General features: G+C 60.3%; 26 protein-coding genes and 1 pseudogene. 5 read left to right on the forward strand and 22 right to left on the reverse strand.

The features are described from left to right. Window positions 1-26: 26 nt before the first annotated feature. From lipA to J3A65_RS10580, 13 genes are all read right to left on the reverse strand, one after another. The gene (lipA, locus tag J3A65_RS10520) at window positions 27-1016 is read right to left on the reverse strand and encodes a lipoyl synthase (protein WP_113110628.1); all 990 of its coding nucleotides are present in this window, start codon (window positions 1014-1016) and stop codon (window positions 27-29) included. A gap of 37 nt (window positions 1017-1053) precedes the next feature. Continuing rightward, window positions 1054-1299 (reverse strand): GlsB/YeaQ/YmgE family stress response membrane protein, encoded by a 246-nt coding sequence (locus tag J3A65_RS10525; protein ID WP_113167569.1) that lies wholly within the window; start codon window positions 1297-1299, stop codon window positions 1054-1056. Window positions 1300-1369: 70 nt separating this feature from the next. Beyond that, entirely contained in the window at window positions 1370-2833 is a 1464-nt protein-coding gene (gene lpdA, locus J3A65_RS10530) for a dihydrolipoyl dehydrogenase (protein WP_209901070.1), read from the reverse strand. 77 nt (window positions 2834-2910) lie between these two features. Beyond that, complete coding sequence (locus J3A65_RS10535) at window positions 2911-3549, reverse strand: SGNH/GDSL hydrolase family protein (protein WP_113110630.1); 639 nt, start codon at window positions 3547-3549, stop codon at window positions 2911-2913. 47 nt (window positions 3550-3596) lie between these two features. After that, the gene (locus J3A65_RS10540) at window positions 3597-3839 is read right to left on the reverse strand and encodes a hypothetical protein (RefSeq protein ID WP_062456364.1); all 243 of its coding nucleotides are present in this window, start codon (window positions 3837-3839) and stop codon (window positions 3597-3599) included. A 123-nt stretch (window positions 3840-3962) separates the two neighbouring features. Then, window positions 3963-5360, reverse strand: a complete 1398-nt coding sequence (locus J3A65_RS10545) for a pyruvate dehydrogenase complex dihydrolipoamide acetyltransferase (protein ID WP_209901072.1) — start codon at window positions 5358-5360, stop codon at window positions 3963-3965. Between the two features lies 1 nt (window position 5361). Next, the gene (locus J3A65_RS10550; RefSeq protein ID WP_092660695.1) at window positions 5362-5655 is read right to left on the reverse strand and encodes a hypothetical protein; all 294 of its coding nucleotides are present in this window, start codon (window positions 5653-5655) and stop codon (window positions 5362-5364) included. 10 nt (window positions 5656-5665) lie between these two features. Continuing rightward, the gene (locus J3A65_RS10555) at window positions 5666-7120 is read right to left on the reverse strand and encodes a pyruvate dehydrogenase complex E1 component subunit beta (RefSeq protein WP_062456355.1); all 1455 of its coding nucleotides are present in this window, start codon (window positions 7118-7120) and stop codon (window positions 5666-5668) included. Window positions 7121-7139: 19 nt separating this feature from the next. Further along, on the reverse strand, window positions 7140-8198 hold the full coding sequence (pdhA, locus tag J3A65_RS10560) for a pyruvate dehydrogenase (acetyl-transferring) E1 component subunit alpha (protein ID WP_062456352.1): 1059 nt from the start codon (window positions 8196-8198) through the stop codon (window positions 7140-7142). A 183-nt stretch (window positions 8199-8381) separates the two neighbouring features. Beyond that, a complete protein-coding gene (locus J3A65_RS10565; protein WP_062581006.1) occupies window positions 8382-8699 on the reverse strand; it encodes a septum formation initiator family protein in 318 nt (105 codons plus the stop codon). Window positions 8700-8893: 194 nt separating this feature from the next. Next, window positions 8894-9913: a ketol-acid reductoisomerase gene (gene ilvC, locus J3A65_RS10570; protein ID WP_192086368.1), complete on the reverse strand. Its 1020-nt coding sequence runs from the start codon at window positions 9911-9913 to the stop codon at window positions 8894-8896. Between the two features lie 39 nt (window positions 9914-9952). Next, window positions 9953-10603 carry a TetR/AcrR family transcriptional regulator gene (locus tag J3A65_RS10575; protein ID WP_062581008.1) on the reverse strand — a complete coding sequence of 217 codons (651 nt, stop codon included), beginning with the start codon at window positions 10601-10603 and terminating at the stop codon, window positions 9953-9955. A 175-nt stretch (window positions 10604-10778) separates the two neighbouring features. After that, on the reverse strand, window positions 10779-11684 hold the full coding sequence (locus J3A65_RS10580) for an AraC family transcriptional regulator (protein WP_062456341.1): 906 nt from the start codon (window positions 11682-11684) through the stop codon (window positions 10779-10781). Window positions 11685-11873: 189 nt separating this feature from the next. Between J3A65_RS10580 and J3A65_RS10585 the strand changes: the two genes are divergently transcribed. Further along, the gene (locus J3A65_RS10585; protein ID WP_209901074.1) at window positions 11874-12923 is read left to right on the forward strand and encodes an NAD(P)-dependent alcohol dehydrogenase; all 1050 of its coding nucleotides are present in this window, start codon (window positions 11874-11876) and stop codon (window positions 12921-12923) included. A gap of 51 nt (window positions 12924-12974) precedes the next feature. Here the strand turns inward: J3A65_RS10585 and J3A65_RS10590 are convergent, their stop codons facing one another. Then, the gene (locus J3A65_RS10590) at window positions 12975-13382 is read right to left on the reverse strand and encodes a helix-turn-helix domain-containing protein (protein WP_062581012.1); all 408 of its coding nucleotides are present in this window, start codon (window positions 13380-13382) and stop codon (window positions 12975-12977) included. A gap of 117 nt (window positions 13383-13499) precedes the next feature. Here J3A65_RS10590 and J3A65_RS10595 point away from each other — a divergent pair, with 117 nt between their 5' ends. Then, window positions 13500-14393, forward strand: coding sequence for an SDR family oxidoreductase (locus J3A65_RS10595; protein ID WP_209901076.1), 894 nt, complete (start codon window positions 13500-13502; stop codon window positions 14391-14393). Between the two features lie 85 nt (window positions 14394-14478). Then, window positions 14479-15423: a helix-turn-helix domain-containing GNAT family N-acetyltransferase gene (locus J3A65_RS10600; RefSeq protein WP_209901078.1), complete on the forward strand. Its 945-nt coding sequence runs from the start codon at window positions 14479-14481 to the stop codon at window positions 15421-15423. Between the two features lie 53 nt (window positions 15424-15476). On the opposite strand, the gene J3A65_RS10605 is transcribed toward J3A65_RS10600, so the two are convergent. Together J3A65_RS10605 and J3A65_RS10610 are read right to left on the reverse strand one after the other, a co-directional pair. After that, complete coding sequence (locus J3A65_RS10605; protein ID WP_244474072.1) at window positions 15477-16745, reverse strand: NAD(P)/FAD-dependent oxidoreductase; 1269 nt, start codon at window positions 16743-16745, stop codon at window positions 15477-15479. Window positions 16746-17019: 274 nt separating this feature from the next. Then, window positions 17020-17772, reverse strand: coding sequence for a pyridoxine 5'-phosphate synthase (locus J3A65_RS10610; RefSeq protein WP_209901080.1), 753 nt, complete (start codon window positions 17770-17772; stop codon window positions 17020-17022). Between the two features lie 340 nt (window positions 17773-18112). On the opposite strand from J3A65_RS10610, the gene J3A65_RS10615 reads away from it, so the two are divergent. After that, entirely contained in the window at window positions 18113-18829 is a 717-nt protein-coding gene (locus tag J3A65_RS10615) for a MerR family transcriptional regulator (RefSeq protein ID WP_209901082.1), read from the forward strand. A 6-nt stretch (window positions 18830-18835) separates the two neighbouring features. Here the strand turns inward: J3A65_RS10615 and J3A65_RS10620 are convergent, their stop codons facing one another. The 5 genes and pseudogenes from J3A65_RS10620 to nthA all read right to left on the reverse strand — a co-directional run bounded on the left by J3A65_RS10620 (window position 18836) and on the right by nthA (window position 22054). Further along, a complete protein-coding gene (locus J3A65_RS10620; protein ID WP_062581019.1) occupies window positions 18836-19960 on the reverse strand; it encodes an ATP-dependent RecD-like DNA helicase in 1125 nt (374 codons plus the stop codon). 114 nt (window positions 19961-20074) lie between these two features. Then, window positions 20075-20335: pseudogene (locus tag J3A65_RS10625) on the reverse strand (type II toxin-antitoxin system HicB family antitoxin); the annotation flags it as partial. Between the two features lie 15 nt (window positions 20336-20350). Continuing rightward, window positions 20351-20758: a nitrile hydratase accessory protein gene (locus J3A65_RS10630; protein WP_209901086.1), complete on the reverse strand. Its 408-nt coding sequence runs from the start codon at window positions 20756-20758 to the stop codon at window positions 20351-20353. Continuing rightward, a complete protein-coding gene (gene nthB, locus J3A65_RS10635) occupies window positions 20745-21404 on the reverse strand; it encodes a nitrile hydratase subunit beta (RefSeq protein WP_209901088.1) in 660 nt (219 codons plus the stop codon). Before nthB ends, J3A65_RS10630 begins: the two co-directional genes overlap by 14 nt. Continuing rightward, window positions 21401-22054 (reverse strand): nitrile hydratase subunit alpha, encoded by a 654-nt coding sequence (nthA, locus tag J3A65_RS10640; RefSeq protein WP_209901090.1) that lies wholly within the window; start codon window positions 22052-22054, stop codon window positions 21401-21403. The genes nthB and nthA overlap by 4 nt, the downstream gene beginning before the upstream one ends. 196 nt (window positions 22055-22250) lie before the next feature. Between nthA and J3A65_RS10645 the strand changes: the two genes are divergently transcribed. Then, a complete protein-coding gene (locus J3A65_RS10645; RefSeq protein ID WP_209901092.1) occupies window positions 22251-23093 on the forward strand; it encodes an aldo/keto reductase in 843 nt (280 codons plus the stop codon). Here the strand turns inward: J3A65_RS10645 and J3A65_RS10650 are convergent. Beyond that, on the reverse strand, window positions 23090-24100 hold the full coding sequence (locus J3A65_RS10650; protein WP_209901094.1) for a capsular biosynthesis protein: 1011 nt from the start codon (window positions 24098-24100) through the stop codon (window positions 23090-23092). The genes J3A65_RS10645 and J3A65_RS10650 overlap by 4 nt on opposite strands. Window positions 24101-24120: the final 20 nt, after the last annotated feature.

A 24120-nucleotide genomic window follows, 5' to 3' on the forward strand; every position in this document is an offset into this window, starting at 1 on the left:
CGGCCGCCAGACCGCAGAAGTGCGGATTACACCGCTGCTGCGAGCAGCTTGCGGGCGCGATTGGCGCGCAGACGGGCGAAATCATCGCCTGCGTGATGCGACGACCGCGTCAGCGGGCTGGACGCCACCATCAGGAAGCCCTTCGTATAGGCCACGGTCTCGTAGGACTTGAACTCCTCCGGCGTCACGAAACTCATCACCGCATGATGCTTGCGGGTCGGCTGCAGATACTGGCCGATCGTCAGGAAGTCGACGTCGGCGGTCCGCAGGTCGTCCATCAGCTGCAGCACTTCGTTGCGCTCTTCGCCGAGGCCGACCATGATGCCCGACTTGGTAAACATCGTCGGATCCAGTTCCTTCACCCGCTGCAGCAGACGAACCGAGTGGAAATACCGCGCACCGGGGCGAACCGTCAGGTAGTTGCCAGGAACCGTCTCCATATTGTGGTTGAAGACGTCGGGCTTTGCCGCAACGACGCGCTCGAGAGCGCCCGGCTTCTTGAGGAAGTCCGGCGTCAGGATCTCGATCGTCGTCAACGGTGACGCCGCACGGATCGCCCAGATCACCTTCTCGAAATGCTCGGCACCGCCGTCGGCCAGATCGTCACGATCGACCGAGGTGATGACGACGTGTTGCAGGCCCATCTCCTTGACGGCCTTTGCGACGTTTTCAGGCTCTGACAGGTCGAGCGCGTTCGGCTTTCCTGTCGAGACGTTGCAGAAGGCGCAGGCGCGCGTGCAGATCTCGCCCATGATCATGAACGTGGCGTGCTTCTTGTCCCAGCACTCGCCGATGTTGGGGCAACCCGCTTCTTCACAAACAGTGACGAGCTTGTGCTCCTTCACGATCGAGCGGGTTTCCTGATAGCCCTTGGAAACCGGCGCCTTGACACGGATCCATTCGGGCTTGCGCAGCACCTCGGTATCTGGCCGATGCGCCTTTTCCGGATGGCGGACACGCTTCTCATCGCCCGTTGCAGGGGTGATGAGGTTTATCCTGTCGAGAATGGTGACCATAAATTACTGTCCTCAACCGCCTTGAATGCGGGTACCGTCAACGCCTGACGAGTTTTGCGACAAATAGCAAAATGCACGAGCCGACGAAACCCTGCACGAGGTAACCCAGCCAACCGCTGGCGACATGGATGTTGGCAGAATCGAAGATCGCATTGGCAATCACCGCGCCGACAATGCCGATCACGATGTTCATGAAGATGCCGAAGCGCATATCCATCAGCTTGCCGGCAAGCCAGCCTGCCAGGCCTCCGATGATGATTGCTGCAAACCAGCCCACGCCCATGTCTTACTCCGTTCAAATCCTTATCAGCAGATATGGGCGGCGAGCCGCCCATATGCAATCGGGCTGAGACCTAAGCGTTCAGGACGCGACCATAGGCGTCGAGCACGCTTTCCTTCATCGATTCCGAAATCGTCGGATGGGGGAAGATGGTGTGCATCAGGTCTTCTTCCGTCGTCTCGAGGTTCATGGCGACGACGAAGCCCTGGATCAGTTCGGTCACTTCCGCCCCGACCATATGCGCACCGATCAGTTCGCCGGTCTTCTTGTCGAAGATCGTCTTGACCATGCCCTGGTCCTCGCCGAGCGCAACCGCTTTGCCGTTCGCCGCAAACGAGAAGCGGCCGACGCGGATCTCGCGGCCCTGCTCCTTGGCTTTCGCTTCCGTCAGACCGACCGAGGCGACCTGCGGATTGCAATAGGTGCAGCCCGGGATCTTGCTCTTGTCCATGGCGTGCACGTTGGGCAGGCCGGCGATCTTCTCGACGCAGACGACGGCCTCATGCTCGGCCTTGTGCGCAAGCAGCGGACCGCCGGCGACATCGCCGATCGCATAGATACCCTCGACATTGGTCTTGCCGTAACCGTCGATGACGATAAAGCCGCGGTCGGTCTTCACGCCGACAGCCTCAAGCCCGATATTCTCGATATTGGCCTGCACGCCGACAGCCGAGATCATCCGATCTGCGGTGATCTTCTCCGACGTGCCGTCCTTCTTCTCGATCGTGGCCGTGATCGAGTTTGCACCCTTCTCGACCTTCGCGACCTTGGCTTCGAGGTGGATCTTGATGCCCTGCTTGTCGAACTGCTTCTTGGCGAAGGCCGAAATCTCGGCATCCTCGACCGGCATGACCTGGCTCATGATTTCCACCACGGTCACGTCGACGCCCATCGTGCGATAGAAGGACGCGAACTCGATGCCGATCGCGCCGGAACCCATGACGAGCAGCGACTTCGGCAACTCTTCCGGCTTCATCGCTTCGAAGTAGGTCCAGATCAGCTTGCCATCCGGCTCGATGCCCGGCAGCGCACGCGGACGGGCGCCCGTGGCGACGATCACGTGCTTGGCGGTGTAGGTGCCCTCGCCCAGCGTGTTCTTGGGCACAGGACCCTGCGGCTGGACAATCTCCTTGGTGATCTTGCCGACGACGATCTCGGCCATCTGCGAACCGGATGCCGGCTTAGTGACCTTGGCTTCGCCCCAGATGATATCGATCTTGTTCTTCTTGAAGAGGAAGCCGACGCCGCTGTTCATGCGGTTGGCAATGCCGCGCGACCGCGCAACGACAGCCTTGACGTCGGGCGTGATCGTGCCCTCCAGCGTCAGGCCGTAATCCTTGGCATGCTGCGCCGTATGCAGCACGTCGGCGGTCCGAAGCAGCGCCTTCGTCGGGATGCAGCCCCAGTTGGAGCAGATGCCGGCCAGATGCTCGCGCTCGACGACGGCAACCTTCATGCCCAGCTGGGATGCACGGATCGCGGCGATATAACCGCCCGGACCGGCGCCGATAACGATGAGATCGTAGGACTGAGCCATTGTTTCCTGCCTTTGTCTTTTTAAGTCTGTGTCTGCGGCAACCATCGATGAGCGGCCTGCCGATGTGAATTCTTGGGTCAGATGCCGAGCATCATCCGGACGATCGGCTCAAGGCCGCGGCCGATGGCGCGGGTGTCTTCCGCCGTCAAGTGCACACCATCGAGCGGGCTGGTCTTTGCGACCGATCCTGCATCGAAAAAGCCGCACCCGAGCTCGTCGGCAAGATCGCGGTAAAGCGAGGCGAGCATCGACGACTGCTCGATCCCGCCCTGGAACATCGCCGAAAAGATCGGATCCCCGGTCTCGCAAAGCGGCGGTGGCGATACGATCAGCACGTCAGGCGCATCATAGTCGAACGACCATTCGTGGTGCCGGATCAAAGCGACCAGCCGCTGGATCCCGGCCCGCGCCGCATGCGCCGTGCCGGCGATGACAGGCTTCATGTCGTTCGTGCCAAGCATGATCACGACCAAATCAAGCGGCATATGGGTGTGCAGGACCGTCGGGAAATTCCTGACGCCGTTGCGATCGCAATCGGCGAGATGGTCGTCATAGCCAGTTGTGCGCCCGTTCAGGCCCTCGGCAATCACCGTGACCTCGTCTCCGAGTGCGGCGCCGAGCACGCTCGTCCAGCGATCCTCGAACGCATGCCGACCGGGACCGACGGGGTCATACCCCCAGGTGAGACTGTCGCCGAAGCAGAGAACGGTTTTCATAGTGTCCATACGCCCAGTCATTCCCTGCCGACCTGTCTCTGTCGAGCTCAGGTCCCCTTCATCAGCGTCTCGACCTTGCTTTCCAACTCGGATATCCGCTCCTCGAAATCACCGGTCATGAACTTCGAGAGCATTGTATCGGCGGTCAGCGCATTGCGAATACTCTTCTGGCCGATCTCAAGCTTGTGCAATTGCTGTTTCACGGCACCGAGTTCACCGCGTATCTCATGCATTTCACCGCGTATTTCACGCAGCATCGGCATGATCATGTCCACCGGTTCGTTCGCCATCGACGTGCTCCTGAGCGGACCGTATTCCGCTCCATCAAATATGGTGGAGCAGCTTACAAATGTCACGCATCAAGCGCATTCACCGATGGGAACGGCCGCGACTTAGGCCGCGGCCGAGATTTCTTAAACCAGCATGCCCATCGGGCTTTCGATGTAGCGCTTGAAGGCCGAGGCAAGCTCTGCGCCGAGCGCGCCGTCGATGACGCGGTGGTCGAAGGCGAACGTTGCCGTCATCACCGTGCCGACTTCGAGTTTGCCGCCACGAACGATCGGCTTTTCGACACCGGCGCCAATGGAGACGATCGAGGCCTGCGGCAGGTTGATGATCGACGTGAAGTTGGAGACACCGAACATGCCGAGGTTTGACACCGACGTGGTGCCGCCCTGGTATTCTTCCGGCTTCAGCTTCTTGTCGCGGGCCCGCTTGGCAAGGTCCTTGACCTCGTTGGAGATGACCGAAAGCGTCTTCGTCTCGGCCTTGCGGACGATCGGAGTGATCAGACCATCCGGGATCGACACGGCGACGCCGACATCCGCATGCTTGTGCAGGACGCGGGCAGAAGACGTCCAGGAGGCGTTTGCCATGGGAACATCCCGCAGCGCCAGCGCCATCGCCTTGATGATGAAGTCATTGACGGAAAGCTTGAAGGCCGAAACCTCGCCCTTTTCCGTCTTCTTCACCGGCGCGGACGCATTGATCTCGGCGCGCAGCTTGAGCATGGCATCGAGTTCGCAATCCATCGAAACGAAATACGACGGAACCGTCTGGGTCGACTCGGTCAGGCGCGAGGCAATCGTCTTGCGCATGCCGTCATGCGGCAGAAGCTCGTACGAGCCTTCCGCAAACAGCTTCATGATGTTGTCGTCCGACGGACCCTTTGCCATTGGCGCGGCTGGAACCTGAGCGGCACCGGCAGTTGCCGGCGTTGCAGCAGAAGAAGCAGGCTTTGCACCGCCGGAAGCGGCTGCCTTCTCGATATCGGCCTTGACGACACGGCCATGTGGGCCGGTGCCGGTAACGCCGGTGAGATCGAGACCGGCTTCCTTGGCCATACGACGGGCGAGCGGCGACGAAAACACACGCTTGCCGTCTTCTGCCTTCGGAGCAGGCGTCGACGGTGCCGGAGCGGCATCCGTCAGCGGCTTGTCGGAACTGGCTTCGGACTTCGGCGCTTCGGACGCCTTCTCCGCAGGAGCGGCTTCAGCCTTCGGAGCATCTGCCTTCGGGGCTTCAGCCTTCGGAGCCTCGCCGCCGGAAGCGGCAGCCGAAACATCTTCGCCGTCGACCGCAAGGATGGCGATCAGGGCGTTGACCTTGACGCCTTCGGTGCCGGCCGGAACCACCAGCTTGGCGACAACGCCTTCGTCGACGGCTTCGACTTCCATCGTTGCCTTGTCGGTCTCGATTTCGGCGATCACGTCGCCGGACTTGACCGTATCGCCTTCCTTGACCAGCCACTTGGCGAGGTTGCCCTCTTCCATGGTCGGCGACAGGGCAGGCATGGTGATGTTGATAGGCATGTTAATCCTCCGCCCACACAAGTTCAAACTGGGCAAGTTCGTCAGGATGTTCCGTCAGCCGGGCGACGTCTTCAGGCGTCACTTCGATGTAACCGGCAACGTCTTCAAGCCAGCCGTCGACGGCACCAATCACGCCAATCTCTTCGCGCGGCACACCGACGATCACCTCGGTGTCTTCGGTCTTGACCAAGGCCCAGAACACAATTCTTTCAAAGACCGGGTTGTTCTTGGTGCCGATCACTCGGAACCAAGAACCGGAAACCGGCAGAATCTGCTTCACAGAAGATTTCGGCATGACCGGATCCTTACTTGTAGCAGACGGTCTTCACCGCCTGAACGACTTCACCGACATTCGGCAGCGCCAGCTTTTCAAGGTTGGCGGCGTAAGGCATGGGCACGTCCTTGCCGGCGATCGTCAGGATCGGCGCATCGAGATAGTCGAAGGCCTGCTGCATGACGCGGGTGGCAATTTCGGTACCAACCGACGACTGCGGGTAGCCTTCCTCGACGGTGACCAGACGACCCGTCTTCTTCACCGATTCGATCACAGTCGGCAGGTCCATCGGACGGATGGTGCGAAGATCGATCAGTTCGACATCGATGCCGTCCTTCTCGAGTTCGGCAACCGCCTTCGTGGCATAGGCCATGCCGATACCGAAGGAGACGACTGTCACGTCCTTGCCGGTTTTATGGATACGCGCCTTGCCGATCGGCAGAACGAAATCGTCCAGCTTCGGCACTTCGAACTGCTGTCCGTAGAGGATCTCGTTTTCCAGGAAGATGACCGGGTTCGGATCGCGGATCGCAGCCTTCAAAAGACCCTTCGCATCGGCAGCCGTATAGGGCATGACGACCTTGAGGCCCGGGATCTGGCTGTACCAGGCGGCATAGTCCTGGCTGTGCTGCGCGCCGACGCGGGCAGCGGCACCATTCGGACCACGGAACACGATCGGCGCACCCATCTGGCCGCCGGACATGTAGAGCGTCTTGGCAGCCGAGTTGATGATGTGGTCGATCGCCTGCATGGCGAAGTTGAACGTCATGAACTCGACGATCGGCTTCAGGCCGGCCATGGCAGCACCGACGCCGACGCCGGCAAAGCCGTGTTCGGTGATCGGCGTATCGACGACGCGACGCGCGCCGAATTCCTGCAGCAGCCCTTGCGTGATCTTGTAGGCGCCTTGGTATTCGGCGACTTCCTCACCCATCACGAACACATCGCCATCGCGACGCATTTCTTCGGCCATGGCATCGCGAAGCGCTTCGCGAACCGTGGTCATCACCATTTCGGTGCCAGCTGGAATGTCCGGATCGGCAGCAATGTCGATCTTCGGCTGGGCCGGCACCTTGGCGTCAGCAGGTGTCTCGTCCTTGGCTTCGCGAGCCTTGCCGCCGGCAGCATCGGAGGTCGCCGCCGGAGTATCGGCATCGGCCTTCGGAGCGTCTGCCTTCGGAGCGTCTGCCTGGGGCGCACTTTCCTGTGCAGGCTTGTCAGCCTTCATGTCGTCGGCGGTTTCGCCTTCGGCAAGCAGGATTGCGATCTTGGTGTTGACCTTGACGTTCTCGGTGCCGGCCTCGATCAGCAGCTTGCCGATCACGCCTTCATCCACAGCTTCCACTTCCATGGTCGCCTTGTCGGTCTCGATTTCGGCGATCACGTCGCCGGAGGTGACCTTGTCACCCTCTTTTTTCAGCCACTTGCTGAGCGTGCCTTCTTCCATCGTGGGAGAAAGCGCGGGCATCAGGATATCGATTGGCATTGAGGTTCCCTCCCCGCGATCAGAGCAGAATGTCGGTGTAGAGCTCGGATACATCCGGCTCCGGATCGTTCTGGGCAAAATCTGCAGAATCCGAGACCACGTCACGGATATCCTTGTCGATCGCCTTCAGTTCGTCCTCGGTCGCCCAGCCACCGTCGAGGATGCGCAGACGCACCTGTTCGATCGGATCCTGCTCGGAGCGCATCTTCTGCACTTCTTCCTTGGAGCGATACTTGGCCGGGTCGGACATCGAGTGACCACGGTAGCGGTAGGTCAGCATTTCGAGAATGATCGGACCCTTGCCGGAACGGCAGTGAGCGAGCGCCTCGTCGCCAGCGGCCTTAACGGCGCGCACATCCATGCCATCCACCTGGATGCCGGGAATGCCGAAGCCGGAGCCACGCAGCGAATAGTTCGACTGCGCCGTCGCACGGGCAGTCGATGTGCCCATCGCATAACGGTTGTTCTCGACGATGTAGACGATCGGGAGCTTCCAGAGAGCAGCCATGTTGAAGCTCTCGTAGACCTGACCCTGGTTGGCAGCGCCATCGCCGAAATAGGCGACCGATACGCTGTCATTGCCGCGATAGGCATTGGCGAAGGCAAGACCGGTGCCGAGAGACACCTGCGCGCCGACGATGCCGTGGCCGCCGTAGAACTGCTTTTCCTTGGAGAACATGTGCATCGAGCCGCCCTTCCCCTTGGAATAGCCGCCGCGACGCCCCGTCAGTTCCGCCATCACGCCACGGGCACTCATGCCGGTTGCCAGCATATGGCCGTGATCACGATAGGCGGTAATGACCTGATCGCCCTCTTTCTGCGCCATCTGCATGCCGACGACGACAGCTTCCTGGCCGATATAGAGGTGACAGAAACCACCGATGAAACCCATGCCGTAAAGCTGGCCGGCCTTTTCCTCGAAGCGGCGGATGAGCAGCATTTCGCGATACGCGTGCAGCTCGTCATCCTTGCCGAAGTCCGACATATTCTTGCCGGTAAAATCCTTTGAAACGTTCTGGGTTGCAGACTTTGCCGCCGTTTTGCGGCCGGACGTAGACGCGGTTTTAGCTTGCGCCATCGATCCCTCCCTGTGTGCTGCTCTTTATAAAGGGGACATCATGTCAAAATGACGCACCCTGGTTTCGGAGCGTAACATAGGGAAGAAAGCACGGACCAGCAATGCCCTAATTGCATGGCTCACATCCAAATTAAATCACTGATATCGTTGCTGAATTGTGAAATTAACCAGCTTGTGGTTAATTTAGAAGTAGTTGTTGAAGATGACGATCTCGTCGCGCTTGGAGACGTTGAGCTGGTAGCGGGCGATCTCGTCGAGCATGTCCTTCTCGAGAGACCCGTCGCTCATCAGCTGGACCTGACGCTCCAACGCCTTGCGACCGTCGGTCAGCCTTGTCAGTTCGGCAACCCGCTCGATCCGCCGCTTCTCGAATTTCTCCGTCGCGATCAGCCCGAGTTCGCCATGCACGGAATGATATCCGAAATAGGAAACGAATGCGATCGTGATGGCCGGCAGGACGAAACGACCGAATTTTCTTTTCTTGTGATGCTTGGTCCACATGCTCACGAGACGCCCACCCAATACGCTAAACTGGATCAGGATCGATCCGAACTGCGAGAGAGAATCGCAGAACTTGCTTAAGCAATGGTTGACCGGGGAGCCTCGACCGGCGACTTCACCCGCTCGACGTCACCCAGAAATGCGAAAGGCCGGAGCTTTTGGCTCCGGCCTCCGTTTCAATCTGCAACAATCGCTTAGTTGACGGCCTTGTCAACCAGCTTGTTCTTGCCGATCCAGGGCATCATGGCGCGAAGCTTGGTGCCGACTTCCTCGATCTGGTGCTTGTCGTTCATGCGGCGAATGCCCTTGAAGCGGGCGCCACCGGCACGGTATTCCTGCATCCAGTCGGACGTGAACTTGCCAGTCTGGATATCGGTCAGAACCCGCTTCATCTCGGCCTTTGTCTCGGCGGTGATGATGCGCGGACCGGTGACGTACTCGCCCCACTCGGCCGTGTTGGAGATCGAGTAGTTCATGTTGGCGATACCGCCTTCATAGATCAGGTCGACGATCAGCTTCACTTCGTGCAGGCACTCGAAATAGGCCATCTCCGGCGCGTAGCCGCCTTCGACCAGCGTTTCGAAACCGGCGCGGATGAGCTCGACGAGACCGCCGCAGAGAACAGCCTGTTCGCCGAACAGATCGGTTTCGCACTCTTCCTTGAACGTGGTCTCGATAATGCCGGACCGGCCGCCGCCAACGCCACAAGCGTAGGAGAGAGCGATCTCAAGCGCATTGCCGGACGCGTTCTGGTCGATGGCAACGAGGCAAGGAACGCCGCCGCCCTTCTGGTATTCGCCACGAACCGTATGGCCCGGGCCCTTTGGTGCGATCATGACGACGTCGACGGAAGCCTTCGGCTCGATCAGGCCGAAATGGACGTTGAGGCCGTGGGCGAAAGCAATCGCAGCGCCGTCGCGAATGTTGCCGGCGATGTCGGCCTTGTAGATGTCTGCCTGCAGCTCGTCGGGAGCCGCCATCATCATCAGATCTGCCCAGGCGGCAGCTTCGGCAACGGTCATGACCTTAAAGCCATCGGCTTCGGCCTTCTTGACGGTCGGCGAATCGGCACGCAGGGCGATGACGACATTGCCGGCACCGCTGTCCTTCAGGTTCAGCGCGTGGGCGCGACCCTGCGAACCGTAACCGATGATGGCAACCTTCTTGGACTTGATGAGATTGAGATCAGCATCCCGATCGTAATAAACGCGCATCGTATGTTCCTTCCCTATGAACGTAACTGTTGTTGATGATTAGCGGGCCGCGGAGGTGCGTGACACCTCCAGCGGCTGTTTCTCGGTGCGATACAGCGACAGAAAGGCATCGATGGCTCTTTCCGCCTGACGTGCAGTATCCTTCAGCCCGGGTTCGCCGAGCAGCATGCGGACATGCAGGTCGGAGACGATCAGGCCGTAAAGCGTATGATAGGCGGCATCCGCGTTGTCGAACCGCAGGAGCCCTACCCGTTTGCCCGCATCGATCAGCGCCATGGCGCGACGATCGATCTGGCGACGGCCATGCTCGACCAGCAGCTTGCCGAGCTTGGATCCGTTCGGTCCGGCACCCGGTCCCGACTGGCCGATCGCCAGCCGGTTGAGCGCCAGCGACACATCGCCGGATAAAACCTCCAGCAGATCGCGTGCAAAAAGTTCGAGATGATCCCGCAAAAGCTCGGCACTCAGCCGCTCGCCGGACCGCTCGAACGTGCGGACCTTGGCGGCCTGATGGGCGATCATCGCCGCCAGCAGGCCTTCACGGTCGCCGAACCACTTGTAGAGGCTTTCCTTTGAGCAGCTTGCGGCGCGCGCAAGCCCGGATGTGGTGAGCGCCTTCTCACCGCCTTCGACGAGCAGACGCAGCGCCTGCTCCAGAACCTCGTTCTGGCGCGGCGAAAAGTCGGGCATGTCTGCGGTTTCGGTTCTCACGGCTCACCTCTGAAGTACCGTACGGTACGGTTCTGCCGGTATAAATGATTTCACATGTCCGTCAAGTGCTTCTGGCGGGTCCTGTGAATAAGATGCGGAAGGAACTGGCTTTGCAAAGCAAGACAGAAGTCGCGCTCACCCGCCTCAACCGCGATCAGCCGGCAGACGGCTCACGCACTGCGCTGATGTCACGGCTCGGCGACATGCCGTAGAGACGGCCATATTCGCGGCTGAACTGGGACGGGCTCTGGTAACCGACGCGGTGGCCGGCATTGCCTGCATCCAGCCCGTCGACCAGCATCAACCGGCGCGCCTCATGAAGGCGGAGATGCTTCTGGAACTGGACAGGCGTGAGAGCCGTCACGGCCTTAAAGTGATGGTGGAACGAGGACGGGCTCATTCCCACATGATCCGACAGATCCTCGATCTTGAGCGGACGATGGAAATTTGATCGCAACCAGCTGACGGCGCGTGCGATTCTGGAACTCTGCGTTTCCGACATGGCCATATGGACAAGCCTTGGCCCATCGGGCGAGGTCAGCAGGCGGTAGAAGATCTCCTGTTCGATAAGCGGCACCATCGCAGCGATATCGGATGGCGTATCAAGCAACCGCACCAGTCTAGTTGTCGCATCGATCAGATCAGGCGACGCATGGTTGACCGTCAGCCCGCGGTATCCCTCGCTTGCCAGAGAGTCTGGCTGGAAGTTGATACGGTCGAACAATTCGTGCAGCCGCTCCATCTTCAGATCGAGGCAGAGGCAGTAGTAGGGAATATCGCCGCTGGCCTCCACCACCCAGGACGCGACGGGCAGATCGAGTGATGTCAGAAGATACTGACCAACGCCGTAGCGATACGTCTCACGGCCAAGCGTCAGGCTCTTGGAGCCCTGTAGGACCAGCGTGTAACTGGGAGAATAGGCCGTATGAAGCGGCGCTGTTGGAGCCGAACATCGGTGCAGCCGCAACCCTTCGATCGCAGTCGTGCCGTCATTGCCTTCGACCGCATGCCGGGCAGCGAGTGCCGTCAGTTCCTGATAAGGCATGAAGGAAATTGTCATGAAGTCTTACCACCGTCGCGCGTTCGGGCACTGACATGGCAAATCCATATCAGGCACAAGACAGAGGTAGTATCCGAAAACGGAATTTGTAGGATCGTGCAAGAAGCTTGCAGGATCGATCTAACGCTTATGACGACGGATCGGCATAGTCCGGCAGTTGATTTCAACTGAAAATGAATGGAGTTTTCCATGGCTATTGCACGAGGCTATGCCGCGACCGACGCCACCAAGCCGCTCACACCGTTTACCTTCGAGCGCCGCGAGCCGAACGAAGATGACGTGGTGATCGATATCAAATTCGCCGGCATCTGCCATTCCGACATCCATACCGTCCGCAACGAATGGAAGAACGCCGTCTACCCGATCGTTCCCGGTCACGAGATCGCCGGCATCGTTACCGCCGTCGGTTCGGCCGTCACCAAATTCAAGGTCGGCGACCGCGTCGGCGTCGGCTGCTTCGTCGATAGCTGCGTCGGCTGCGCGGCGCGTGATGTCGACAACGAACAGTATATGCCAGGCCTCGTCCAGACCTATAACGATGTCGATACGCTGAACGGCAATGCGGCCACCCAGGGCGGCTATTCCGATCACATCGTCGTCAAGGAAGGCTATGTCCTGTCGATCCCGGACAATCTTCCGCTCGACGCTGCCGCTCCGCTGCTGTGCGCCGGTATCACGCTCTATTCGCCGCTCCACCACTGGCGGGCTGGCCCTGGCAAGAAGGTCGCGATCGTCGGCATGGGCGGTCTTGGCCATATGGGCGTCAAGATCGGTTCCGCGATGGGCGCTGATATCACCGTCCTCTCGCAGGGCCTTTCCAAGAAGGAAGACGGCCTGAAGCTCGGCGCCAAGGAATATTACGCGACGAGCGACGCGGAAACCTTCACCAAGCTTGCCGGCACATTCGATCTGATCATCTGCACGGCAGGCGTGGCGATCGACTGGAACGCCTATCTTGGCCTGCTCAAGGTCAACGGCTCGATGGTCATTGTCGGTGCACCGGAGCATGCGATCCCGGTTCATGCCTTCTCGCTGATCCCGGGCCGCAAGAGCCTGTCGGGTTCGATGATCGGCTCGATCAAGGAAACCCAGGACATGCTGGATTTCTGCGGCAAGCACGACATCGTTTCGGAAATCGAGATGATCAAGATCCAGGACGTCAACGAAGCCTATGAGCGCGTGCTGAAGAGCGACGTGCGCTACCGCTTCGTCATCGACATGGCATCGCTCGACGCCTGATCCGTTTGGTATAGTGCAATGACAAGGGCGGTCTTCGAGCCGCCCTTTGTGTTAGCGAAGATCGCCCGCGTCGAACTTCGACCGTGCCGCCCTGACGTTGGCGTGGTTGCTTGCCGCCCACGCAAGCACTGCCGAGAGTGGTTCAAACAGCGAGTAGCCTAGCGGCGTCATCCGGTATTCGACGCTTGGCGGCTTGGTCGGAAACACCTGCCGATCGATGTAACCGTCGCGCTGCAGATCCCGCAGCGTCTGCGTCAGCATCCGCTGGGAAATATCGGGCACAAGCCGCCGCAGCTCGCCGAACCGGTACGGCTTTTCCGAAAGCGCCTGAAGAATGAGCGTCGACCACTTGCCTGCGATCTGGTTCATCACGTCCCGGACCGGACAGTTCCCGGCATCCCAGGTTGACGTGTCACAGGGTCGCTCAGCCAGCGTCGGCTTGCTTGCGGTAACGGCCATTGCGGTGGTTCCCTTTTGGTAACGATCTCCCTCAAACCTGCCTCCTTTACAGGAGGTCGTCAATTCCTATTCTAGTGTTAGTCTCTTTTTGAGACCAACAAAGATAGGAAACGCAGGATGACCAAACTTCTCGTCACCGGTGCCGCCGGTCAGCTCGGCCGCGCCGTTCTTCATCACCTTCTGGAGACATCGAAGGTTTCCGCAGGCGATATCGTTGCCGCAAGTCGCGATCCGTCCAAACTGTCGGAGTTCGCAGCCAAGGGCATCGAAACCCGCAAGGCTGACTTCACCGACGAGGCCGGGCTTTTGGGCGCCTTCGCCGGGATTGATCGCTTACTGATCATCTCGACCGATGATCTCGCCACGCCGGGTGGTCGCCTCAAGCAGCACAAGGCTGCCGTTGCCGCTGCTGAAAAGGCCAGCGTCAAGCACATCCTCTACACATCTATGCCGAACCCGGACAGATCGCTGGTGAGCTTCGCGCCGGATCATCTCGGGACCGAGGAGGCCATCAAGGCGACGGGGCTGTCCTACACGATCCTGCGCAACGCCTGGTACGGCGACAATTACCTGATGTCGATGCCGCATAACCTCGCGACCGGCACCTGGTACACGGCCATGGGCGACGGCAAGCTTTCCAACATCGCGCGCGATGACTGCGCCCGCGCCGCCGCCGCAGCGCTCGCCAATCCCCCGGCCGGCAACAGGACGGTGACATTGACGGGCTCGGAAAGCCTCAGCGCGGACGAGATCGCAGCACTGGTTTCGAAGGTCACAGGCAAGCCGCTTGCGGTCGTCAAGGTCACCGAGGAGCAACTTGCCGGCGGAATGACCAATGCCGGGCTGCCCGAGTTTCTGGTGAAGATGCTTGTCTCAGCCGATGCCAATATCAAGGCGGGCAATTTCGACATCGTCACCGACGATTTCGAGACGCTGACGGGCCGCAAGCCCCAGACGCTTGCGTCCTATTTCGACAGCCGCAAGGCCGACCTCACCGGCGCCACCGCATAAGATAACGAACGACTTCGTTCCGGTATTTAGTTGACTCAGTCAATTAAATACCGGAACATCTACCCTCCTGAATGGGAGGATCATCATGTCTGGAGCAGAGACCTTCGAGGCAATCCGCGCCTTCAACCGCTTCTACACCAACAAGCTCGGCGTGCTGTCGAAGGGGTACCTCGATACCGACCACACGCTGACGGAAGCGCGTATCCTCTACGAGATCGGCGCGAGCCAAAGAATTTCGGCCACCGAGCTCAACCGTGAACTCGGGCTCGATCCTGCCTATCTCAGCCGCATCCTGAAGAAATTCCGCGAAGCAGGCTTTCTCGAGAGCGAACCCGACCCGTTGGACCGGCGCAGCCAGATCCTGACGATTACCGCGCCGGGGAAAGCGGAATACGAAATGCTAGGCACGCGATCGAGAGCGCAGATCGCCCGCGAGCTTTCCGGCGTCAGCGACGGTGATCGAGACAGATTGGTCACCGCGATGGCTACCATCCACGGCATGCTGGCAACCACAGAGCGCTCCACGGCACCGGTCGTGATCCGTGAACACCGAACCGGCGACATGGGTTGGCTGATTGAGGCGCAGTCGGTCGCCTATACGCGGGAATACGGGTGGAACGACCGGTTCGAAGGTCTCGTCGCCGAGGTGGCGGGACGGTTCATCCAGAACTTCAATCCGGACAGGGAGCGGTGCTGGATTGCCGAAAGAGACGGACAGCGCATAGGCTCGGTTCTGGTCGCTGAAGCTGGCGAAAACATCGCCAAGCTGCGCGTCCTTTATGTCGATCCCGCAGGCCGTGGCCTCGGCCTTGGCAGGACCCTTGTCGAGCAAGCAATCGCCTTCGCGAAGGCGGCAGGCTATGCCAAGCTGTCGCTGTGGACCAATGACGTGCTGAAGGCTGCCCTCCACATCTACGAGGCCACCGGCTTCACGCTTGTCGCCGAGGAGCGACATGCGATGTTCGGCCCGGAATGCATTGGCCAGACCTGGGAACTCGATCTGACGAACGCTCAACGCGCCGATGTCTGAGATCGTGCTTGGATCCCTGGTTCACGCCCGAGGATCCATACGCGGCCAGACGATCAGGACTCGTCCTTCAGCGTTTCCTTCTGGGTGATCAGCCGCGCGCTATGCTGGCCGGACAGATAAATCCACAGCCAGCTCCAGGCAACGGCGGCTCGTGATCTGGTGCCGATCAGGAAGTAGATATGGGCAAGCCCCCAGATCCACCAGGCAAGTCCTCCGGTCAGCTTGAACTTGCCGAAATCGATCACCGCCGCACGCTTGCCGATGGTTGCGAGACTGCCCTGGTGGCGATAGTGGAACGCCGCGGGCACAGGCTTGCCGGCGAGCCGCGTCTTGATGACCTTCGAGACGTATTCGCCCTGCTGCTTGGCGGCCGGCGCGATGCCGGGCACCGGCTTGCCGTCGTCCTGCGAGACCAGCGCGGTATCGCCGATGACAAAGATCTCGGGCTGCTCGGGGACTGACAGATCCGGACCGACGACGGCGCGCCCTGCCCGGTCCGCCGACGCGCCGATCCAGCGCGCTGCGGGCGATGCCTGAACACCGGCTGCCCAGATCACCGTCTTGCAGGGAATGAACGCGTCGCCAACGGTGACGCCTTCCTCGGTGATCGCGGTGACGGGCTTGCCGGTATGAACCTCGACGCCGAGCTTTTCGAGCGCCGTCTTCGTGTAAGCCGACAGATCCTCGGTGAAAGCTGGCAGCACGCGTGGACCTGCCTCGATCAGCATCACCCGTGTGCGGGTCGTGTCGATCTTGCGGAATTCCTTTGGCAGCACCTTGTTCGCGAGTTCCGCGATCATGCCGGCCATTTCCACGCCTGTTGGACCGGCGCCGATGATCGCGAATGTCAGCTCGGAATCCAGCTCCGACGTCTTTTCCGCCATCTCTGCCCGCTCGAATGCGAGCAGGATGCGGCGGCGCAATGTCGTCGCATCCTCCAACGTCTTCAGGCCGGGCGCGACACTTTCCCATTCGTCGCGGCCGAAATAGGCGTGGCGTGCGCCAGTTGCGAGAACAAGCGTATCATACGGCACCATACGGCCGGACGCGAGCTTCACCGTCTTCGCACCCTTGTCGATCCCGAGAACTTCATCGAGCACCGTCGTGACATCGCGCCGATCGCGGAACAGCCTGCGGATCGGCCATGCGATTTCCGACGTGGCGAGCACCGTCGTCGCGACCTGATAGAGGAGCGGCTGGAACAGATGATGGTTGCGACGATCGATGAGCGTAATGTCGGCATCGGCACCTTTCAGCCCATGCACCGTCTGCAATCCCCCGAAACCTCCCCCGACGACGACAACTCTATGCTTGCTCACGATGGATGCTTCCCCGAATGACGAATGACAATGAAATGCTGCAGCGCAATATGATGCAGGTCTTAATCAAGTTCTCAGTCAACGGAACTGCGGCACTTTGTCCATCTGCCTTTTGTGCAAGGCAGGGAGCCGCCTGATGCAAGGCATTCAGGCGCTCGATAGCGCCGCGTGGGGTCAGCATCCGACCCGTCGCCTTTACGCGGTGACAAGCCTGCCGTGACGGCACCAGACGCTAACAGCCTCATGGTCGAAGAGAGAACCGCGGCTGCGGGTTCAGTTAGATCGTCTGACCGCAGGCGCGGCAGAAACGACGCACCGTCTCGGCCATTCCGTATTCCAGCGCATCGGCCGTCAGCCCGTGGCCGATCGAGACTTCGGCAAGCGCCGGAAGGCGCTTCACCAGCGCGGGGAGATTGTCGACCGTCAGGTCGTGCCCGGCATTGACGCCAAGGCCGTGCGCCAATGCAGCATCCGCAGTCCTTCCCAACAGCTCGAGAAACTCGATGCCGCGTTCCGGATTGTCGAAACAGCCGCCATAGGGACCGGTATAAAGTTCGATCCGGTCGGCGCCGGTCGCCTTGGCAAGCTTTACTGCCTCGACATCTCCGTCACCATCGGCAAACAGCGAAACGCGCATACCGCCCTTTTTCAAGCGCGCCACGATCGGCTTCAACATTTCGCCTGTCGCACGGAAATCGAAACCGTGGTCGGACGTCGCCTGAGCCGGATCGTCAGGCACCAATGTCACCTGCTCCGGCTGGATACGTTCGCACAGCGCCAGGAAATCCTCGCTCGGATAGCCTTCGATGTTGAATTCTGCGTTCGGGAATTCGTCGTCGATCAGGGCTCGGAGAACCGGCAGGTCGGAAAAGCGGATGTGGCGCTGGTCGGGACGCGGATGAACCGTCAGTCCGGATGCCCCAGCCTGCAACGCAATCCGCCCCAAAGCTTCAACGCTCGGCCACGGAAGATCGCGGCGATTGCGGAGCATGGCGACAGCATTGAGATTGACGGAGAGCGTAGTGGTCATGGCAGCGTCCGAAGCGAGAAATGTCAGCCTGCTTTTAGGACATGCGCAGCGTGTTGACCACCGTTTGGGAACATTACGTAGAAAATAGATCTTTCCGATACGTAAGCATATTATAATCTACAAAAATCCGGAGTAGTAATCGTTAAAACTTTACGTACGGTGTCTTCATGCAGAATTCGCCAAGTCGGCAAGATGCGGCACATGAGGCCGGCGAGGCGAATTCTGCTGTCACGATCAATCGGGTCCGCATTCCTTTTACCGAAGATCATCCGCTCATCATGACGCATAAAGCGGCCTGTGGATGCAATCGAGCAGGACCAGGTAGCGACCGAAGGATCCGATGCGAAGCGACCTGTTTGATGCACCGAGCCAGACTTCCCAGCCCTCCTGCCTGTTGTCGCCGGAATTCCTGGCGATCAGATTTTTCCCGCAAATCCAGTTGCCGTTCGAGCTGCCGGATCAGCCTGTGCCGATTGCCGACGTGGCGGACCTGTTCGGCGTAACGCACCGGACACTGCATTTCTACGAGGAAAAAGGGCTGCTGGTCGCGGGCCGTGCAACGGGACGCGGAACGGCCCCGATGCGGGTTTACGCATCAGATCAGATTCGTCGCATGGCAGTTATCACGGCCTGCCGCGAGGTCGGCATCGGCATCGTGATGATCCAGGATCTCCTGTCGGTGCTGGCAGGAGCTGCCAGCCAGGCCGAGGCCGACGACATCTTCAGTACCGCACTTCAACAACGCAAACGGGAGATGACCGCAGAGATCTCCCAGATCCGGCGGCAGATGCAGCAGATCGAGACCCTGGTGTCGCAGGAGACCGACGACCGTGCCGAGACCAGCCGGCGTGCAGCCTGTCCGCCGCTTGCCGATATCGAACGCCGATGCCTGTCGTTGATGAGCGATGGATATTCCGCATCAAGGATAGCCCGCGAGCTTGAGATTGATCTCGACGAAATGCGCCGAATCGAGATCGCGCTGATCGACAAGTTCGAGGCGAGCAACCGTTTTCAGGCAATCGCCAAGGCACTGGTTGCCGGTGTCGTCCTCAACTGAACCGCTCTAGCGGACGATCGTCAGCGTTTCGGCAGCGCGGGTGATCGCCGTGTAGAGCCAGCGCTCCCGCGTATCGCGAAAGGCAAAACTCTCGTCGAATAGAACGACGTTCTGCCACTGTGAACCCTGCGCCTTGTGGACGGTCAGCGCATAACCGTAATCGAACTCGTCATAACGCTTGCGCGTCGACCACGGAATTTCCTCGTCGCTCTCAAACGCAGTCTTCAGCAGCTTGATCTTGGCTGCACCGCGATCCATGTCGTCGTCTTCCGGGCGGATCATCAGGTTGATACCGGGTTTGACGGTTTCTCGCGACGAACTCATCACCTGCCACAGAGACCCGTTCAAAAGGCCCTTGACCTGATCGTTGCGAAGGCAGACCAGCTTGTCGCCGGACTGTGGGTAATCGGCGGTAAAACCCTTCAGTTCGCGAAGGCGCTGGTTGTAGCGCTTGCGGGTCCGGTTGGTTCCGACCAGAACCTGATCGGCCTCCATCACCAGTTCCTGCGTCACCTCGTTGCGGGAGATGACCTTCGCCTTGCCGTAGTCGCCACGCATGATCTCCTTGCCTTCGCGCACGGTCATGGCGAGCTGGATGATCGGGTTGTCCTGCGCCTGGCGATGGATATCGGTCAGCAGATAATCCGGTTCCTGTTCGGTAAAGAACCCGCCGCCCGTGACCGGTGGCAGCTGGCCGGGATCACCCAGAACCAGAACAGGCGTGCCGAAGCTTAACAAGTCACGGCCCAGCTGTTCGTCTACCATCGAGCATTCGTCGATGACGATCAAAGCGGCCTTGGTGAGCGGGCTCTGGCGGTTGATCGAAAACATCGGCGACACGGAGGTCTTGCCGGTTTCCTCGTTTTCAACCTCTTCCTCGCCCCGGGGGCGATAGATCAGCGAGTGAATGGTTTTGGCGTTGCGCGCGCCGCGCGACCGCAGCACCTGCGCCGCCTTGCCGGTAAAAGCGGCAAACAGCACGTCGCCATCGACGTGCTCAGCGAAATGCTTGGCAAGCGTCGTCTTGCCCGTGCCCGCATACCCGAACAAACGGAAAACCTGGCTACGGCCTTCCTTCAGCCATTTCGAAACGGCCTTCAAGGCCTCGTCTTGTTGCGGCGCAAATTGCATGGCCGCGACTTGGCAGGATTCTGCCTGCCAGCGCAACTGAAAAGAACGAAAGATGAATGGAAGCCTGGGATGAAGGAAGCTGGTTCAGACGGCCTCGGGTGAGTTCCGGTGGCTGCTTTCTGGCTTAAGAGACACCAGGATGGCAACACCCTCCCTGTTATCCGGGTCCTCAGCCACGGCATCAAGCGAAGCCGGCTCCGGGATGGCAGCACCATCTTCGAGCAACCCTTCGACATGCAACGCCAGTGCTTCTTCGGCCAAACGGCGCGCGTCATCCAGATCCCGACCAGTGGTGATAACTCCGGGGAAATCCGGGAAAGAAACGCCGAAGTCGCTATCCGCATCCTTATGGATTAGTGCGATATAATGCTGCATGGCTTACCTCACGTTCTATCGGGGTTCCATATCATGAATCAGTCCAATTGGATCGTTCTTCAGCTCGATCGGCATGCCATGCGGCGTGGCCTGCGCTGCACGCTGCCAGCTCTGCTGGAGGGCGAGGATCATCGCTTCGTCGGCGACCTGTTTCTCTGCCAGCAGGTCGCATAGCGCTGACACCCAGCAGTCGAAATAGTCGCTTCCATCCTCTGCCCTGCCGGGCTGATGGACCTGGCGCGACAATGCCGCTGCCCATTCCGGCCAGGTAAACACGCCGCGCTCGTGGAGGTGCACGGTCATCGCGAAGGCTTCGGCCGCCCAAGGCTCGGGAAAGAGCGGATCACCCTCCGGTGACACCGGCAAGCCCGGCGAATGCGCAAGGTCGGTTTTGCTATCGCATCTATGTTCAGAAGCGCTCAAGATAGCTCTCCCAGGCGTCGATGGAGACCGTCAGCGTCGGATCGGCGCCCTCGCCCCAGATTTCAGCCGCATCGAAAACGACGGTATAGACCCATTGCGGGTTCTCGCCCTTGCCATGGGCATTGTCATCCGGGAACACGAAAGCGGCCTGCACAGCCTCCACCACGCCGGTCTTGGCGCGTGCGTAACGCGGCAATCGCGTGTGGGTCTCCGGGTTGAAGTTTTTCGTGCGGACACGATCGCCCGCGGCAAAGGCTGGCCTTGTCTCCAGCGGCCGGTCGCACGGCCCGCCTTTGGAAAGCACGCCCGCAACCGTCTCGGCTTTCAAGATGCGTTTGGGCACCGCCGGTTCGACCTGTTTTGTGCCCGAGGCAATTTCCGCGCTGGTCGCAAAACCGTGCCGTTCCAGAAGCACTTCCAGTGCCCGGGTCCAGATCTCGTAATAGCTGGCCGAGAGATAGCTTGCCGGTGGAATATTCTCGCGAGCATGCCGGCTTTCATCGATATTCCATGCGCCAAATGCACCGCAGGACAGCGTCAGGCCCAGCGCGCGGCGCTCCCAGTCCGCATGGAAATAGGGTTCGTTGCTTTGAGGCGCCACCGGGCCGAACCCCATCTGGCCGCCAAGGTCGTGCGGGCCGTTCATGATGGCACCCCTGCGATCGCCGTGCCGATCATCGCGTCGCGGCTGACAAGTTCAGCAAGCGCTTGCTCATCCAGCCCGTCCGTCCCGTCAGGCCGTTCCGGAATGACGAGGTATCGCAGCTCGGCCGTCGAATCCCAGACGCGGATCTTCGTCTCCTTGGGAAGATCCAGACCGAATTCGGCCAGCACGCCGCGCGGATCGATCACCGCACGGGAGCGATAGGCCGGCGCCTTGTACCAGGTCGGCGGCAGGCCAAGGACCGCCCACGGATAACAGGAGCAGAGCGTGCAGACGATGAGGTTATGGGTACCCGGCGTGTTGAACACGGCGCGCATATGCTCACCCTGGCGGCCGGTATAGCCGAGGCTGGCGATCGCCGCCGTGGCATCTGCCTTCAGCCAGTCCGCAAACACCGGATCGCTCCATGCTTTCGCTACCACGCGGGCGCCGTTCTTCGGCCCGATCTTCGTCTCGTAGGTCTCGACGATCGCATCGACCGCTTTCGGATCAATCAGGCCTTTTTCGACCAGCACCGTCTCAAGCGCCCTTACCCGCGCCTGCATGTCGGTGTAGCGGTTGTCGTGGTCGTGAAAGTGACCGTGAGCGTGGCCATGGTGGTCGTGGTGATCGGTCTCGTGATCGTCGTGCATGGCCGGACCTCATGATCGCTGCGGGATACCTTTGCCAACGTCCGCATCGAGGAGATGCAAACGTTGTCGTCGTCGGTTCAGCGTATGCGCCTTCGCCATGCCCGGCAAGCCTTTGCCGCCACCGGACGAACCGGAGGCTTGGCATCACGGCAGAGCGCCTTATCTGACATCAGATCACTCATCAGCGAGGTCGAAGATGCCCGATATTCCAACCGTCACCCTGCCCTCCGGCATCTCGGTTCCAGCGCTTGGTCTTGGAACCTGGAAGATGGGCGAGTCCCCGAACGACGCGAAGGCCGAGATCGAAAGTCTGCGCCGCGGGCTCGACCTTGGCATGACGTTGATCGACACGGCGGAAATGTATGGCGAAGGCGCTTCGGAAGAGCTGACAGGAAAAGCCATCGAAGGCCGACGCGACGAGGTGTTTCTGGTCAGCAAGGTCTATCCCTGGAATGCCAGCCGCCGCGGTGTGATCGAGGCCTGCGAGGCCAGTCTCGAACGGTTGAAAACGGATTGGCTCGACCTTTACCTTCTGCACTGGCGCGGCGAGCATCCGCTCGAAGAAACCGTCGCCGGGTTCGAGGCTCTGCGCCGCGACGGCAAGATCGGCGCCTGGGGCGTCTCCAATTTCGACACCGCCGACATGGAAGAACTGATGGCGGTGCCGGATGGACGCAACTGCGCGACCAATCAGGTACTCTACAATCTGTCGCGCCGCGGCATCGAATACGATCTCTTGCCCTGGTGCCAGGAGCACGAGATTCCGGTCATGGCCTATTCCCCGATCGAACAGGGACGGATCCTGCGCAATGCGGAACTGATCCGCATCGCCAAAGCCTACCAGGCAACGCCAGCGCAGGTGTCGCTCGCTTTCCTGCTGGAGCGGGACAAGGTGATCGCGATTCCGAAATCCTCGACCGCGTCGCGCGTCGAGGAGAATGCCGTTGCTGTCGACCTCGACATCAGCGACGAGGACTGGGAGGCTCTCGACGCCGCCTTCCCGCCGCCGGAACGCAAGCAGCCGCTGGAGATGCTCTAGTCGAGATTCAGCCGTCGGCGCTCGTCCGCGAGCGTCTCGATCGCCTTGAAGACGTCAATTTCGGCAAAGCTCTTCGTGTCGCGATAGACCGGGTATAGGCCGAAGGCTGCCGCTGCCAGCTGATCGATGGTGGGACGGGCGGTCCGACGAGACAGAGTGGCCTGCGCGCCCCCACCGAGGTGATCTTCGGTCAGGTCCCAGCCCGCATAGAACGGACCGGCATAACACCGCACCGGCTTTTCGCGCAGGAGCGCGTCCAGCCCGAACTGGCTGGAGACCGTCCAGACTTCATCCACCACATCGAGAATGGAGGCAACCGAGACTGCATCCGACAGGAGAATCACGCCGGACGCTTTCGCTGCCAGTTCGGTCAGATAGCCCTTGCGGAAGCCGGCCATCACATCCGGATGGGTGCGCACCACGCATTGAGCACCGCTCGCGATCGCATCCTTGAGCATCCGAGAAAAGCTGTCCGGCGAGCCGCCCGCCATCGGCACCGAAACATCGCCGAACACCTGGTCAACCAGAAGGATGCGCTTTCGCAGCGATCTCTCGAGTTTCAGCTCCCGATGCGGCAGGTTGTTGTATTTCGACAGCTTTTCAGAAACCAGCGCAGTGCGGATATCACTGCCCAGGGATGCAGCATCCCAATCGTCGGCAGCTCCCGCGATCACCTTTTCCAGGCGCGAGGGAACGGCGGCCCTCACCGGCATGCCGAGGTCGTCGATCTGGATCGAAATCGGCAGCGTGTTCTGCTTGCCGAGCCCGACCGAGCGCAAGAACCCGTCTTCCAGATACCAGGACGGCAAACCGCGCAGCGCAGCAATCAGTCGGGCCGCCTTTGCGGGAATGCGACCGCCCCACAGAACGATCCCGCCGATCCCCGGCCGAAGCGTCGGTTCAAGCGCCTCGACGCCGAGATAATGCCGCAGGAAGGGCTGCGACTGCCGGACATAGAAGGTCGCACCGATGCGCGTTCCAGGTTTCGGCAGCCAGTCCTTTTGCAATGGAATATCCCCGGCGCCAC

This window comes from Rhizobium sp. PvP014 (genome assembly GCF_017876855.1).
GTDB classification, from domain to species: Bacteria; Pseudomonadota; Alphaproteobacteria; order Rhizobiales; family Rhizobiaceae; genus Neorhizobium; species Neorhizobium soli.

Bases quoted from the DNA above. Each gene is read 5' to 3' on its own strand.
- J3A65_RS10555 (WP_062456355.1), bottom strand. From the start codon at position 7,120: ATGCCAATCGATATCCTGATGCCCGCGCTTTCTCCCACGATGGAAGAA.
- J3A65_RS10585 (WP_209901074.1), top strand. From the start codon at position 11,874: ATGGCTATTGCACGAGGCTATGCCGCGACCGACGCCACCAAGCCGCTC.
- lpdA (WP_209901070.1), bottom strand. From the start codon at position 2,833: ATGGCTCAGTCCTACGATCTCATCGTTATCGGCGCCGGTCCGGGCGGT.
- J3A65_RS10610 (WP_209901080.1), bottom strand. From the start codon at position 17,772: ATGACCACTACGCTCTCCGTCAATCTCAATGCTGTCGCCATGCTCCGC.
- J3A65_RS10550 (WP_092660695.1), bottom strand. From the start codon at position 5,655: ATGCCGAAATCTTCTGTGAAGCAGATTCTGCCGGTTTCCGGTTCTTGG.
- J3A65_RS10545 (WP_209901072.1), bottom strand. From the start codon at position 5,360: ATGCCTATCAACATCACCATGCCTGCCCTGTCGCCGACCATGGAAGAG.
- J3A65_RS10590 (WP_062581012.1), bottom strand. From the start codon at position 13,382: ATGGCCGTTACCGCAAGCAAGCCGACGCTGGCTGAGCGACCCTGTGAC.
- J3A65_RS10540 (WP_062456364.1), bottom strand. From the start codon at position 3,839: ATGGCGAACGAACCGGTGGACATGATCATGCCGATGCTGCGTGAAATA.
- J3A65_RS10595 (WP_209901076.1), top strand. From the start codon at position 13,500: ATGACCAAACTTCTCGTCACCGGTGCCGCCGGTCAGCTCGGCCGCGCC.
- nthB (WP_209901088.1), bottom strand. From the start codon at position 21,404: ATGAACGGCCCGCACGACCTTGGCGGCCAGATGGGGTTCGGCCCGGTG.
- nthA (WP_209901090.1), bottom strand. From the start codon at position 22,054: ATGCACGACGATCACGAGACCGATCACCACGACCACCATGGCCACGCT.
- lipA (WP_113110628.1), bottom strand. From the start codon at position 1,016: ATGGTCACCATTCTCGACAGGATAAACCTCATCACCCCTGCAACGGGC.
- J3A65_RS10525 (WP_113167569.1), bottom strand. From the start codon at position 1,299: ATGGGCGTGGGCTGGTTTGCAGCAATCATCATCGGAGGCCTGGCAGGC.
- J3A65_RS10535 (WP_113110630.1), bottom strand. From the start codon at position 3,549: ATGAAAACCGTTCTCTGCTTCGGCGACAGTCTCACCTGGGGGTATGAC.
- J3A65_RS10615 (WP_209901082.1), top strand. From the start codon at position 18,113: ATGCGAAGCGACCTGTTTGATGCACCGAGCCAGACTTCCCAGCCCTCC.
- J3A65_RS10575 (WP_062581008.1), bottom strand. From the start codon at position 10,603: ATGCCCGACTTTTCGCCGCGCCAGAACGAGGTTCTGGAGCAGGCGCTG.
- J3A65_RS10580 (WP_062456341.1), bottom strand. From the start codon at position 11,684: ATGACAATTTCCTTCATGCCTTATCAGGAACTGACGGCACTCGCTGCC.
- J3A65_RS10600 (WP_209901078.1), top strand. From the start codon at position 14,479: ATGTCTGGAGCAGAGACCTTCGAGGCAATCCGCGCCTTCAACCGCTTC.
- pdhA (WP_062456352.1), bottom strand. From the start codon at position 8,198: ATGGCGCAAGCTAAAACCGCGTCTACGTCCGGCCGCAAAACGGCGGCA.
- ilvC (WP_192086368.1), bottom strand. From the start codon at position 9,913: ATGCGCGTTTATTACGATCGGGATGCTGATCTCAATCTCATCAAGTCC.
- J3A65_RS10620 (WP_062581019.1), bottom strand. From the start codon at position 19,960: ATGCAATTTGCGCCGCAACAAGACGAGGCCTTGAAGGCCGTTTCGAAA.
- J3A65_RS10565 (WP_062581006.1), bottom strand. From the start codon at position 8,699: ATGTGGACCAAGCATCACAAGAAAAGAAAATTCGGTCGTTTCGTCCTG.
- J3A65_RS10645 (WP_209901092.1), top strand. From the start codon at position 22,251: ATGCCCGATATTCCAACCGTCACCCTGCCCTCCGGCATCTCGGTTCCA.